The sequence below is a fragment of the Paenibacillus sp. MBLB1832 genome (assembly GCF_032271945.1).
Lineage (GTDB): Bacteria > Bacillota > Bacilli > Paenibacillales > NBRC-103111 > Paenibacillus_E > Paenibacillus_E roseopurpureus.
In genome coordinates this window covers 3,282,633-3,296,327 of sequence record NZ_CP130319.1, presented here as the reverse complement: position 1 = coordinate 3,296,327, position 13,695 = coordinate 3,282,633, and the positions used below count along the sequence as shown (strand labels likewise).

The window sequence follows — 13,695 nt, the reverse complement described above, 5'->3', positions numbered from 1 at the left end:
ATGGGGGTGAACACGAAGTTGGCGAACTTTACGTATGAAGCCGTGAACGAAAACGGCAAGAAAATGAAAGGGATACTCAAGGCCCAGAACAAGCAGCTCGCCATCACGGAGCTGCGAGGAAAGGGAATGACCATTCGCAGCATTCAAGAGAAAAAGGCTACGAAGATGGATTTAGAAATCCATATTGGCCGCGCCGTGAAGCTAGAAGACTTCGTTATCTTCTGCCGGCAATTTGCAACGCTGATTCGTGCAGGTATTCAAATCGACCAAGCGGTAGCGATTCTGGAAGATCAATCGATGGCCAAATATTTGAAAGCCGCATTGGGTGATATTTCCGAGAAGATCCGCAGCGGGCATCCCTTATCGAAAGGAATGGACGATCATCCGAAAGTATTTCCTGCGATGTTCGTCAATATGATTGCCTCTGGGGAAACGGGAGGGAATTTGGACGAGGTCCTGGATCGTATGGCGGAGCATTACGAAAAGGAGCACAAAACGATTCAGAAGGTTAAATCCGCAATGACGTATCCGATTATCGTTCTCTTCATTGCCATCGGGGTTGTCATTTTCCTATTAATGAAGATCGTTCCAACATTCGCTTCCATGTTTATGGAGCAAGGATCGCAGTTGCCGCTCATTACTAGATTCGTAATGAACTCCAGTGATGCCATTGTCCATTACTGGTGGATGTTCTTGGTTGGCTTGGTCGGTTTAATTGTGCTGTATCGCAGTTTCGCCTCCAGCGAAGAAGGGAAGTTCTGGGTCGATACGATTAAATTTCGTATTCCAGTCTTTGGCATCATCCTCAAGAAAGCGGCAGTCGCTCGGATGGCGCGTACGATGTCCTCCTTGTTCGTAAGTGCAGTACCTGTGCTGCAAGCGCTGGATGTTACTGAGAAAGTCGTTGGCAATCGCGTCATTGCCAAGGTGTTGCGCGATGCGAAAGACAGTTTGCAGCAAGGAAAGATGCTCTCCGAACCGATCCAGAAAAGCGGTATATTTCCCAAAATGGTCGTACAAATGCTGATCATCGGCGAGGAAACGGGTCAAGTCGATAATATGCTGGCGAAGATTGCGGACTTTTTTGAAGCGGATGTTGATCAAAGTGTAGATCGATTAAAGGCGGTGATTGAACCACTCATGCTGCTCTTCGTCTCGGGTATCGTTGGGGTCATTGTTGCGGCGATCATGAGTCCGATGTTCAAAATGTACGATAATTTCTTGAATTAACAACTATAGGCTTGAAGGGAGGTGATAGTCACAACATGACACTGGTTTTAAATGCTTCACAACATAAGGTAAGTTTGCAAGACGGGCTACATAACCAAACTAAACGAAGAGGTGGGAATGCTATGCAAGAATTAGTATTGGACAACAACAAAAAAATGGGTTTTCGTTTTCCGACATTTAAGAAGTTTTCTTTGAAAGAACTGAACAAAAATCAAAAAGGTTTAACATTGATTGAGTTACTTGCAGTTATTGTTATCATCGCCATCATCGCTGCAATCGCTATTCCGTCCATCGGCGGCATCTTGAAAAATACACGCGTTAGCGCGCATAAATCCAATGCACATATGATTATCGATTCAACTAGAACGATGATTACAGGCGAAGGTATCATTCCTTCTGCGACAAAAGATACTTGGACGCTTAAAGAACTTCACGATGGCGGCTTCCTAGAAACGATCCCGAAAGATCCATCTGACAAAACAAATCCTTACAATGAAACAACTTCCCTTGTAAAAGTTACGCCTGATGCTACAACTGGCAACAATAAATACACAATTACTTTAGTTGGTACAAATGGCGTTTCGCACATTACAGCACAAGATGAAGACAAAGTTGACACATTGAAATTCGGTACTACAGCAGCAGACGTACAAGAATAATCGAAGTTCCGTGCGCCGTCTTCGGGCGGCGCACCCTTTATTAGGGCAAAACCGAGAGGAGTTACCGCAATGTTCGCAAAGAAAATGAGCAAGTACACATACGGCATGCAAATTTCGGATACAGAAGCGAAGCTTGTTGAGATTATGAACATGAATGGGCAAGTCATTCTAACACAGCGGCATTCCATTGCGCTGGATCGAGGCAGTATTAAACATGGAAAATTCGTAGATGAAGAGTCGGTCATCGGTCGTATCGCCACCTTAGTGAAGCAAATTGGCCTGCAAGGCGCTCACGTGAACGTGACAGTGCCGCTTTCTAATGTCGTGCTTCGCAAATCGGTCTTTTCATCATTAAAAGATAAAGCTCTTCGCAATATGATCGATGTTGAATTGCATGGCGGTCAACAGCTGCCGTTCAAAAATCCCGTGTTTGATTTTGTTCGTTTAGGTCCGCCTAAGGATGAAGCTGCCGCTTCAGCGGAAGGTATCGTGAAATCCTCCAAAGCCTCAGCGCAAGAAGAGGTATTAATTTTTGCCACACCTGGCGAAGTGGTTGAAAGCTATGCTCACGTCGTGAAGCAGTCGGGTTTGGTTCCAGTTGCTGTAGATTTAGCGCCACTTGCTTTACATCGCATGCTGGTGCGCCATAGCAAACTTACAAGCTCCGCGATGAAGGATCGATTCATGCTGCTGCATGTCGAGCCAGATCATGCGGATATCAGCATATTCGTGGACGGAATCCCCGTATTTTTCCGTTCGATTCAAATCAACACGAGTTTCTTCTTGGATACGGGTACCGATCAATTGGCAGCGTATGGCCGCAATTTATCCATGGAGTTGGGACGAGTTCTGAACTATTTCCAATACACGGTGTCCACGGATCACAAACATATCGAAATGGTGTACTTGGTTGGCGACCATGAGTGGATTACTGCCTTGCCTGAGCACTTGGAAAGTGCGTTTTCCGGTGAAATTACATCTTTTCCAATGCAGGCTATTCTGAAAGATGAAGACACAACATGTCATGCCTATGCGGTTTCCGTGGGATTGGCAATGAAAGGGGCTTAGTTGACGATGAGTGCAGCGATGCAGAAGCTACAGTCCATCGAGATTAATTTGCTGCAAATGCGGCAAGACGAACAAACGGGTACAAGTCCACTCTTGCGATATGTGTTCATTGGGGCGTTCCTTGTCATCGTGGGTGGCATGGGTTGGATGTATATGAGTGCCAAATCAGAAATTAAACAAACGAATTTGGCATTGGAACGCATCAATCAACAAATTAAAGAAGGCCAGACGAAACTCGCGATCTCGCCTACAGCGGGAGGCGTAGCCGATTTCGTTGCACTGCCGAAGCAGTTGCTTGCCAGCAAGCCGCAAGCGACGGAAGTGCTGGATAAGCTATCGGCCTTAATGCCTAACGCGTCCAATATTACCGCACTCTCCTTCGGAGAAGGCAACAAGCTGAAGGTTACAGGCAATTTTGCAACGAGTGAAGATGTGATTACGTTTATGCAAGCAACGAAAGCATCCGCTTCGTTCACCTTGCTGTCCAGCAGCGGTATGAACAAAATAGCTGCTGTTGCAGAAGATAAAAACGCGCCTGTCGTAATCGATCCGCCGCTTCCTGTCATTCAGGCAACATTTGAACTGCAGTACAAGTCCGATGCGACTAAGAAAGGTTGATGGAACGAATGAGCTTGCTAGGAAACTTGAAAAATCAAATCATTGTCGCTGTCATCCTGACATTAGCGCTGGTGATGGTGTATATCAACTTCATTGCTCCTGTGCAAAGTGAAAAGGCTTCGAAAGCATCGCTTCTGACTCAGAAGAAACAGGAATTAGAAGCCATTACTAAGCGGACGACGGGAAGCAACACAATTGGCGCAGAAGAGCAAGTTAGTCTATCGAAGACACGCAACCGCGTGCCTGAGGTACCAGACCAGGAAGGATTAATTCGTGAAGTGCGAATGCTCGAGGTCATTTCAAAGATGTCATTAGCGAATTATAATTTCGAAATTGGCAAGGTAGCGGAATCAACTACACCTGCGACTACAGCATCAACAGCGACACCTGCTGCGGCAAGCACCTCGGCTCAAGCCAATGGCACAACGGCGGTTGCAGCACTCCCATCCCTAGCGATTCCAGTGAAACTGAACACGACGGCTAAAGGCGACTATCAGCAAATTCACAGGTTTCTAGATGAACTGCAAACGACGAATCGTTTGATTCAAGTAGATAAGATCACATTCGCTGTGAAAGGCGGAGCACCTGTGAAGCTTAATGCGCTAAAACGTGAAATTACAGTGAACGTTTCGCTCGTTTCGTATTATGCCCCGGGGTTGCAGAAGTTTTTCAAATCGCCGGTTCCTGTGAACTATACCAAACCAACTGGCAAATCCAATTTGCTTTACTAGTAAGAATTTAAGAATCCACAGGAGGAATTACGATGAGTATGATGGCGCCAACTTCGTCCAACACACTATCACTAAAGGATTTGCTGCGTATTTCGTACGAATCCAAAGCTTCTGATTTGCACATCAATGCAGGAACGGAGCCATTAATGCGCTTGCACGGCAAGTTGATGAAGGTGGTTGACGCCGTACTTCACCCTGAGGACACCCTTCGGATGGCAAGAGAGATCTTAACGAACGAACAGTATGAGACATTATCAAGCAAAGGGGAAGTTGACTTCTCCTTCGAACTTCCAGGTTTATCGCGGTATCGTGGAAATGTATTTAAGCAGAAACGTTCCATTAACATGGTGTTCCGTGTTTTATCAACAACAGTACCCTCGTTGTTCAGCTTGCATTTGCCTGATCTTGTTCAAGAGTTTGCCTTTAAGCATCAAGGACTTGTGCTTGTGACAGGACCGACAGGAAGCGGCAAATCAACGACGCTGGCTTCCATTATTGATTTTATTAATGAAACACAGAAGAAGCATATCATTACGTTGGAAGATCCGATTGAGTACATTCATCCAAGCAAAAATTGCCTAGTCGCACAACGTGAAATCGGTATCGATACGCATTCGTTCTCTAATGGACTGCGAGCAGCGCTGCGGCAAGATCCAGATGTGATTCTCGTCGGAGAGATGCGGGATTTAGAGACAATCAAGACCGCAATTACAGCTGCGGAGACAGGACATCTTGTCCTTGCTACGCTGCATACCCCAGATGCCCCGCAAACGGTGGATCGGATTATTGACGTATTTCCAACCGAGCAGCAACGACAAATACGCGTTCAGCTCGCCTCTGTGCTTATCAGTGTGTTATCCCAACGATTAGTGCCAAGAATGGATGGCCGAGGACGAGCGATGGCGCTGGAAATCTTAATCAATACACCAGCTGTTGCTAACTTGATTCGCCAAGAAAAAATTTATCAAATCAAATCCGTCATACAAACGAACCGCCAAATTGGTATGCAGACCATGGTGTCCAGCCTGAAACAACTCGTAGAGGAAGGCATCATCCACCGAGATGCGATTAAAGAATATGAGATGAGTATAGGAGACGATTAAATGAAGAGAAGAAAACACCTACTCGCAACGTCGTTGTTTGTTGCAGCCATGCTCTCATCAACCGCGATGTTAGCTAGTGCTGAATCTGCGAGCAAACCTAGCATTGTGCAAGCGAGTAACCCGTTCACTAATTTGCTTGGACTCGATTATGAAGCGAGGAACGCACAGTATGATTCGTTGAAGCTTTCCCCAGCAGGTTGGCAGGTTGGCATGGTTATTTCTAAAGAACCTTTTGCCGTAGTGACCAAAGTAGATGGAGCAGGTGCGCATGTCAAAATTTGGACGGGCGCAATCGCACGCGATTACAATGACTTGCTTGTATTTTGGGATGAAATTGGGGTAACCGCAGATGGTGCACTTGATTTTCACGCAACAGATGTCGAAGAGACGACTCGCAACTATTTTGAAAGCACAACTCAAGAATCCTATCGGGTCAAGGCCTATCTGGGCAAAGTCCCTTGGGCGAATATTCCTACAGATGCGGAGGCTCAGCTTAATGGGGTTGCGAAAGTGACCACCACAGGGTTAGTCAATGTCTACGGCATCCATTTCCAAGATTCCGATCGCGCAGTTGCGACAACGCTTGGTTCTGTGAATAAATCCACTGATATGCCAGAGAAAATTCCTACATTACGCTTGTGGAAGCAAACGAAAGTGACAAAGGTGCCCACGGATGCAGAAACGCACTGGGCGAAAGAAGACATTCTAGATCTGATGCAAAAATCGATTATCGATGGCTATGAGGATCAAACGATTCGCCCGAACCGCACGCTTTCGAAGGCGGAGTTCGTAACACTGCTTGTTAAAGCCTTGGGTATTGAGCCCGTCAAAACACCCGTAACGGGTTATGAAGATATGGGTAGTCATTGGTCAAAAGGGATGGTCGCATCAGCACAAGCCATTGGCTTGCTGGATCAACGCCCTGCAGATATGCGATTTTCGCCGGATTTACCCATTACCCGCATCGAGATGGTGGGGCTGGTTGATCGGATTTTACAGAAATATGAGGTATCGCTTCCCCCAAGATCGCAAAATTTTACAGACACAGCTAACTTACCAGATATGAATAAAGAAGCACTGATCAACGTTATTCGTGCAGGTATCGTCGGCGGGTATGAGGACGGTTCTTTCCGGCCGCAAGGCTCGTTGACACGTGCAGAAGCGTTCAAAGTGATCTCAAGAATTATACATTTACTGTAGGAAGGAGTTCGAATACATGCATTGGTTTCCTAAGTTAAAAAAGAAAAGTGCGATCTTGCTGGCAGCTGCGCTGCTGACAAGTTCAGCGTCCTCCCTCGCGGGAACTTCGTCCGTCTATGGGGCGGAGACCGATAATGGCTGCTTGGCGATTAGCGGAGTTGGGAACGTGCCCGTGACGAGCGTTGAACGAAATCAGCTCGTGACGATTAATTACACCTTGGACCCGAATGGAACCCATACGGTAACCCAAACCCGTGATCCGGTAGACATCGCCTTTGTCGCCGACGTTTCAGGGAGTATGGATTACCATATGGACAAGAATAACAGCCAAACACCGATTCGGATTGATATCTTGAAGAGTGCTTCTGCGACGTTAACGAACAAGTTCAAAACCGTGAACATGGGGGATCGACTCGGGCTTATCAAGTTTAGTTCTGGGGCAACCAAAGTGCTTGATTTATCAACGAATTATACGAATGTGCAAAATGAAATTAATAAGCTTTCTGCTGGCGGCAGTACAAATATTGATGACGGTTTAGCGAAAGCCAAAACGATGCTAACGGCGTCTGGCACGAAGCCAGTTAAGCAAATTATTTTGCTAACGGATGGAAAAGCGACCGTATGGACCGATGAGAACGACGGCAATAAGCAAAAAAGCGGCGACGTCAGCGCAGCTAACGCAGCTAGAGCAGACGCGGATGTCTTAGCGGGGTTAGGCATTAAGGTGTTCACCATTGCGCTTGCAACGCCAGGTTCCGACGAAATTGATTTGGATTTGCTTCAATACATCGCGACCAAAACAGGAGGTACTGCTTACCAAGCTAGTTCAACGAGTCAGCTATCTTCGATTTTTGATAATATCGCGAAGACGATTGAAGCACCCGCTCAACTCAAGAACGTGACACTTCGTCAACCAATTCCTTCTGGTTTCATCTTGGCGCCAGGCGAGAATGCCTCAAATGTCAGTTATGATACGGCGACACATGAAGTGGTTGTCAACGTGGGCAATATTGATTTCCCGTATGTGCAAGATACAATCGATTTGTCGATCAAAGTTATTCCAGATACAGCAGCTGGGGATTATCCGTTGCAGGATGCCAAAGTGACGTATCGCGATGCGTGTAATGCGAATCGGCAGTTCAATATTAGTTTCAATACACAGCTCTCTGTCAGCATTCGAATCGTAGATAAATACGGCAATGTGTATATCGGCAATAGTATCGGTGAAGTTCAGCGACTGCGCAACCGTGATAAGCAGAAGCAGTGGACGATTAAAAACAAAAGCGTTGCCGTATCGGATATTCGATTTGTCGATACAGATCATTCGGTCGTTCGGATTTATTATACTGACGGAACGAGCGAGCAATGGGATTTGAAACCGTCAGCACCTGCGAGCTATGAGCTTGTTGACGGCAATGGAAAGTCGATAACGACCACAGGCTGGCATATGGGTCCTGGTACGATTCGATCCATAGCGGGATCCACCAATCAACTGCCAAGCAGCGCCGTTTATGCGAATGATGATTTCAGTACCAGTTACATCGCAGGCTATGAGAATGCTGTGAATGATGGCAATTGGACGACACAAACGGAACAAGGTGCAACGATTCCCGATGGGAATAGCGTGAATTTCCAAACACGCGCATTCACTTATGCGATCAGCGGCAGCACATCCATTCCAATCGCTGGAGCCGTGGCAACAGGAAATGTTTCCTTAGATAGCACGGGGCCAATGGTGAGTTGGAGCAAGTCGATCGAGAATCCGACGGATGACGGCATTATTTATGTAACGGCAACGGACAATTTAAGTCCTGTGACGAGTGTGAAAGTTTGGTTCGATAATAAAACGATTTCCATTTCTTCCTCCTCTCCGAAGATGAAGAAAAGCGGAAATACTTATGCGTTCCGACTCAGTGATGTCGTTGGTTTTGAAACGGCAGACAAACGTGCAGGCTGGCATCAAATACAATTGGAAGCCACCTCCATGGGAGGCACAACCTCTACAGCGAATTCGCCAGAATATTTCGTTGTCAATCCAGGGCCGTCGGCGGTGCTGAAAGGTGTAAACTATGCAGCAGGCGATATTTCCGATAAACCAGTAAGCGTCATCGTGACCGATGAGAAACTTCCTGTAACGGATCGTACATTTGGCAATCACACGGAAAAAGGATTCACCTTAAAAGGCATGTATTACGTCATCAAGCAATCCGCGACAGCACCTGAAGCAGGAGAGTGGAAGCAGCTGGCGTCCAAACGTTTAACGGTTACGACCAAGACGAATACGACAAGCGGAACGTACTATGTGTTTCTAAAGCTTGTTGACAGTTCGAACATCGAGAAGGTTCAAGAACCACTGGTAATTCAGTTCGATACCGAACAGTACAACAATTAACAGTTAGAAATCGCTAAGGTAATGAGGAGGACTTACAGTGCGCCGCAATAAACGCTTGATGCATGCGAAGATGAACGAAGACGGAATGTCACTTGTGGAAATCTTAATTGCCGTGACGATTATGTCGATCATTAGCGTGACGTTGATGGGGTACTTTACATCAGCCGTTGATAAATCGGCACAAGAAAGCCGTAAAATCATCGGTGCGAACCTAGCCCGTCTGAAAGCTGCAGAGCTGCGCGATACATTCAAGTCGGGATACGATGAGGCGATTGCCTCTCAATTAGCCAGTTCTCCCAAGTTTACAGGAGATCTGTCTAGTAATGGGTCTGACATTATGAAAGGTAAGCTCGCGCCAACGGAAATTAATGGCACCCTGTATCACTATCTGGTGGAGCTCGATAAGAGCTCTTCCCGATGGGAATCAGCTGATCCGTTTCGCGTTGATTCTGACGCGTATTTAGCGCAAATGCTGATTACTGTGTACTGGTCAGGGCAGGATTCTCTTGATCCGCCTAGCGCAAAGCTATCAACAACGCTGGATACGTATCTTATTAAAAGGTGGTAACCTCGCATGGAACGCAATGAGAAAGGGATGACGTTAATCGAGATCCTGGCTGCCTTACTGATCTTCGGTATGGTAGCCTCCATCCTGTATTCATTTATGCTCATGGGCGTGTCGATGTATAAGCGCGTCACGATGGAAACCCAGATGCGTAATCAAGGTGACGGTATTTACAGTCAGATCATTTCAGAGTTAAAAGAAGCGATCTATGTGCAGGATGAAGGGACGGATAAAAAGATTATCCGCTATGCGAAGCGCTCCGATGATCCCAGATCGTATATCGATTTATATGAAATGGAGATTTTTCCATCTGTCACTGGCGGTGGGAAAATCGAAGTGAGGCAGGCTGGCAGCAACGTTGTGAAAGATGTTTTTCAGCTTGGCAACAAATTTACAATTCGCGCTGGCAGTTTAAGTGAAGCAAGTGAAAATCATGACCGCGTACAAGTGACACTCGAATATGCAAGAAGTAACGCAGACCAATATAAACAGGCTGATAGTCCAAAGCTTGTTATCAATTCGCAAATTCCATTGTTCCGCAATGATTAAATGGTACCGATTGGAGGAGGAACTGTTTGAACTCCGAGAATGAAGACAACAAGGGCCTCCAACCGAGGCCCCACAATGAAGAAGGCTCAGCACTCGTGATTGCGCTGCTGGCCGTCGTCTTAATGACCATGATGGGGCTTATCCTCATGGGCGTATTGCGTGGAGGAGCTATTCAAGCTGCAACGACAGAGTCCAAAGTGCAGGCAGAGGCGATTGCGCAGAAAGGCTTGGATGAAACACTTGCACAAATACGCCGAGCGGTTGCTAATGGAGAATCATTAGGCGGTACGAATTATCGCAGCCGTGTCCGCAATGTGGACAATCAACTCGCACAAATTTTATCGTTTATCGATAAAAATGTCGGCGATCCCGACAATCCCAAAGATAAGGATGGGGAAGTCATAGCGGCGAATAAAGGAAGCTATCAAGTGGACTTGATTTTACCGAAATCGACGAACCCTGAATCGCCGAAAATAAAGCCAGTAACAACACCGGATTCACCTTATGTTCGCAAATTCATCGTCACTTCGCGAGGCTTTTTGGGAGATAGTCCCTCCAAAATCGTAACAAAGCAGATGACCGTTTACGTCAGTACGATTAACCCTGTATTTCGTTATCCTGTTTCTTCAGGCGGAGATTTGGTGCTCAATGGTACACCTTCCATCGTCGGTGATCTCTATGTGGCTAATCATCTTCATCTTCGGGATGAAGCGCTATTTACGGGAGCGACGAGCGGGACGAATCGAAGTAAATATGGGATTCAAACAGGTTTACCTGCGATTCGCGGATTCATCCGGGTGAATGGTGATGTGGATGGCGTTGCGCCAGGCAAGTTTAACTTAACCCAGTCCGACGGAGTGACAGAATTTCCTCCAATCTCAAGTACGAGTGAAATTGTTCAGCCTTCCTATTTTGCACCACAAACCTTTCCTTTAGAAGATCCTACCCTGGATGCTGACGTGGATGTCGATGTGCAGAGGTATGTGTCGAATAAAACGGTGACAGAACTTTCGGCGAAATTAGCCGCTTTAGGCGGTTATAAAGAGCCTGATCCGACGTTGCTAGAAGTTCCGCTTTTTTCCGATTTGACCAAAAGTACGCTGTACAACGATCAATGGATTACTGTGCAAGGCGGGGTGAACGTTAAGGATGGAGCGTCCGCAGCGAATGAAGCCGATGTGTTCGTAAATAACGGTGTTCTTACGATGGATAGTTCATCCTCAAAGCTGACCCTAGGTAATGGCTCACTGTATGTGAAGTCGTCCGACCCCAACCTTGTAGCAGCTGATCTTCGTGGAGAACTTTCGGTCGAACCTGGTAAGTTTGTAGCTGTGGATGGCAATGTGACCTTGAATAACGGTTTTCGCTTTCCACATGGCACGATGTACATTAAAGGTGATTTGAAAATTGTAGGCAATGTGTGGTTGCAAGGTACAGTTTATGTAGATGGCAACGTAGAGTTAAAACAGATGACGTCGATTAATAAGGAAAACCAAGGGGTTACAAGTTCCTCCCAAACCCCGCTAATAGTGGTCGCTTCAGGTGAGATCGTACTAGGAAATAGTACTAATGCTGGTGATGAAGATGTACGCGCTTTCTTCTATACGAAGCAAGGGATTCGCCTTTATGGGGTTATGTCAAAGCTAACATTGAAAGGCGGGATCCATGGCGGAGCAGGAGGTGTTGAGCTTAACGCTGTGCGAGGAGATTTGACATCAGGCGGCGGAAGCGCTGTTGCTCGCTATCAAGGAGCCGCGAATTGGAATAAAGACGTCCCAGAAGTGCAGTTGAACAATACGAAGCCGTCTAGGTTGCAAATTTTCTATGATGACAATTTATATGACTCACCACCGGATGGAATTCCAACAACGGATCAGTTCAACGTATTTGTGAAAAATGTTCAATACATCAAGTGAAGACAGCGTAACCATTCTGGAAGGAGGTCCATTCTATGTCATTCCAAATCCTGGTTGTAGATGATACGAAATTTATGCGGAAAATGTTGACGGATATTTTGAAGCAATATGGTCACGAGGTGGTTGGGGAAGCTGAGAACGGCAGACAAGCCGTTCAGAAGTATGAGGAGCTTCAACCGGATATCGTGCTCATGGATATTACGATGCCGGAAATGGACGGAATCGAAGCCATGAAAGCTATTCGTGTCATTAATCCGTCAGCTGTCGTGTTGATTTGCTCGGCCATGAGCCAGCAGGATCTGATCTCGGATGCGCTGAAAGCAGGTGCAAATGGGTATGTCATGAAACCATTTAAACCGAATCGCGTGAATGAAATCGTGCGCAAATATGGCGTACCACGCGTCATTGGCCATTTAATTCCTACCGATATGCAGCCGCTGGAACCCTCTTTTGAGGATTCAGAGTTGGAAGATTTCCTGACCCAGAAGGATGAGTTGACTGTTCAAGCGAGTGTAACGGAATCTTTACCTGTTGAAGACAAGGTAGAGACTGTGCACATAGAGGAATCCACACAGGAACCAATCGTCTCGCAGGAAGTGGTTGATTCATCCGCTCAAGAAGAAGTCGGTACACCAGAGATGGGAGAACAGAGTGTAGTCGAGTTCGCAGCTCCTGTTATAGAAGAGAAGAAAGCTCCTGTAAAACAGCCGCAATCACAAGTTGTTAATGCGCTCGAGGTCTTGTTGGCATTCGCCGAAGTGGCGGAGTCCAAAGAGAAAGAAGAGCAATCGCAATTTCTTGCAATATCCCAATCGAACGAGACGGAATCGAACGAGGCGGAATCGATAGACGAAGCAATGACTGAAATGCCGAGTGTTGTGGAAGCTATCGACGAGGCAGCTCCCGCAGCATCTGATGTGAGCAAATCAGACGAAGAACTGGAGTTTCAACGCGAATTCGAACGTCTACTGGAAATGGAACGATTGGCTGCGATGATGCAAGGCGATCTGGACAAAGAATGGAAAGAGGTTGCTGTGGGAGCAGAGAATCAGCAAGTTGAAGAGGTTAGTGAAGTCCACGCGTTGGATCAACTTGAACAACAAGATCAAATCGCTGAAGTGATTGATGTAGTCGCAGAGCAAAGCTCCCCAGCGATTAGTTTGGATGAACTGAACGATCTTACTATGGAGATGGCAGCTTTAGAATCTACAGAAGATGAAAGTAAAGCGATGATCAGTGAGAGCCCTGAGGTTCAGGAACAAGTAGTCGTCAACACGGCTAAGCCTCAAGAAATGGTTGACATGAACAGAGGAAGTTTTAAGGCTGTGAATGGCGGTAAGATCATCAATTTATTCAGGGGGAATGGACCAATGAAAAATTTCATCAGCAGCTATATGTGTAACTGGAACGAGGAATTGAACGGAGATATGACACAATATTTGGTCAAATGTACAGAAGCCGAGAATCGTATTGAAATCGAGATGGGCGGAGTGAATGGTCAGAAGCAGACAGTTATGATGACCATTGAGAGCTTTAATCAATTGGCCGCATGGTTGCAAGTGCAGCTTGGAACGGCTCCAGCACCGGTGCAAACACGAGAATATTCGAAAAAAGCTGATTTCTAATCGATTTGCAGGAACGAAAGTAGTCATCATGAGGAGGGT

The 13,695-nt window shown here is 46.4% G+C and carries 11 protein-coding genes and 1 pseudogene; all 12 read left to right on the top strand.

From position 1 onward, the window contains the following. Positions 1-6 precede the first annotated feature (6 nt). Positions 7-1,230: a type II secretion system F family protein gene (locus tag MJB10_RS14695; protein WP_314795763.1), complete on the top strand. Its 1,224-nt coding sequence runs from the start codon at positions 7-9 to the stop codon at positions 1,228-1,230. A 35-nt stretch (positions 1,231-1,265) separates the two neighbouring features. Next, a complete protein-coding gene (locus tag MJB10_RS14690) occupies positions 1,266-1,889 on the top strand; it encodes a prepilin-type N-terminal cleavage/methylation domain-containing protein (RefSeq protein ID WP_314795760.1) in 624 nt (207 codons plus the stop codon). Positions 1,890-1,958: 69 nt separating this feature from the next. Then, positions 1,959-2,957 carry a type IV pilus biogenesis protein PilM gene (gene pilM, locus MJB10_RS14685; protein WP_314795759.1) on the top strand — a complete coding sequence of 333 codons (999 nt, stop codon included), beginning with the start codon at positions 1,959-1,961 and terminating at the stop codon, positions 2,955-2,957. A gap of 6 nt (positions 2,958-2,963) precedes the next feature. Then, positions 2,964-3,575, top strand: coding sequence for a PilN domain-containing protein (locus tag MJB10_RS14680; RefSeq protein ID WP_314795758.1), 612 nt, complete (start codon positions 2,964-2,966; stop codon positions 3,573-3,575). 8 nt (positions 3,576-3,583) lie between these two features. Beyond that, positions 3,584-4,306, top strand: coding sequence for a hypothetical protein (locus MJB10_RS14675; RefSeq protein ID WP_314795756.1), 723 nt, complete (start codon positions 3,584-3,586; stop codon positions 4,304-4,306). Positions 4,307-4,338: 32 nt separating this feature from the next. Further along, positions 4,339-5,409, top strand: coding sequence for a type IV pilus twitching motility protein PilT (locus tag MJB10_RS14670; protein ID WP_314795755.1), 1,071 nt, complete (start codon positions 4,339-4,341; stop codon positions 5,407-5,409). After that, positions 5,410-6,609 (top strand): S-layer homology domain-containing protein, encoded by a 1,200-nt coding sequence (locus MJB10_RS14665; protein WP_314795753.1) that lies wholly within the window; start codon positions 5,410-5,412, stop codon positions 6,607-6,609. A 16-nt stretch (positions 6,610-6,625) separates the two neighbouring features. Beyond that, the gene (locus tag MJB10_RS14660; protein ID WP_314795751.1) at positions 6,626-9,001 is read left to right on the top strand and encodes a vWA domain-containing protein; all 2,376 of its coding nucleotides are present in this window, start codon (positions 6,626-6,628) and stop codon (positions 8,999-9,001) included. Between the two features lie 37 nt (positions 9,002-9,038). Next, positions 9,039-9,569: a type IV pilus modification PilV family protein gene (locus MJB10_RS14655; RefSeq protein WP_314795749.1), complete on the top strand. Its 531-nt coding sequence runs from the start codon at positions 9,039-9,041 to the stop codon at positions 9,567-9,569. A gap of 6 nt (positions 9,570-9,575) precedes the next feature. After that, positions 9,576-10,115: a PulJ/GspJ family protein gene (locus MJB10_RS14650; protein ID WP_314795747.1), complete on the top strand. Its 540-nt coding sequence runs from the start codon at positions 9,576-9,578 to the stop codon at positions 10,113-10,115. A gap of 26 nt (positions 10,116-10,141) precedes the next feature. Continuing rightward, a complete protein-coding gene (locus MJB10_RS14645; RefSeq protein WP_314795745.1) occupies positions 10,142-12,031 on the top strand; it encodes a pilus assembly PilX family protein in 1,890 nt (629 codons plus the stop codon). A gap of 35 nt (positions 12,032-12,066) precedes the next feature. Further along, a pseudogene (locus tag MJB10_RS14640) lies at positions 12,067-12,417 on the top strand (response regulator); the annotation flags it as partial. Positions 12,418-13,695: the final 1,278 nt, after the last annotated feature.

Coding starts and splice junctions, on each gene's coding strand:
- MJB10_RS14690 (WP_314795760.1), top strand. CDS start 1,266: ATGACACTGGTTTTAAATGCTTCACAACATAAGGTAAGTTTGCAAGAC.
- pilM (WP_314795759.1), top strand. CDS start 1,959: ATGTTCGCAAAGAAAATGAGCAAGTACACATACGGCATGCAAATTTCG.
- MJB10_RS14680 (WP_314795758.1), top strand. CDS start 2,964: ATGAGTGCAGCGATGCAGAAGCTACAGTCCATCGAGATTAATTTGCTG.
- MJB10_RS14675 (WP_314795756.1), top strand. CDS start 3,584: ATGAGCTTGCTAGGAAACTTGAAAAATCAAATCATTGTCGCTGTCATC.
- MJB10_RS14670 (WP_314795755.1), top strand. CDS start 4,339: ATGAGTATGATGGCGCCAACTTCGTCCAACACACTATCACTAAAGGAT.
- MJB10_RS14665 (WP_314795753.1), top strand. CDS start 5,410: ATGAAGAGAAGAAAACACCTACTCGCAACGTCGTTGTTTGTTGCAGCC.
- MJB10_RS14660 (WP_314795751.1), top strand. CDS start 6,626: ATGCATTGGTTTCCTAAGTTAAAAAAGAAAAGTGCGATCTTGCTGGCA.
- MJB10_RS14650 (WP_314795747.1), top strand. CDS start 9,576: ATGGAACGCAATGAGAAAGGGATGACGTTAATCGAGATCCTGGCTGCC.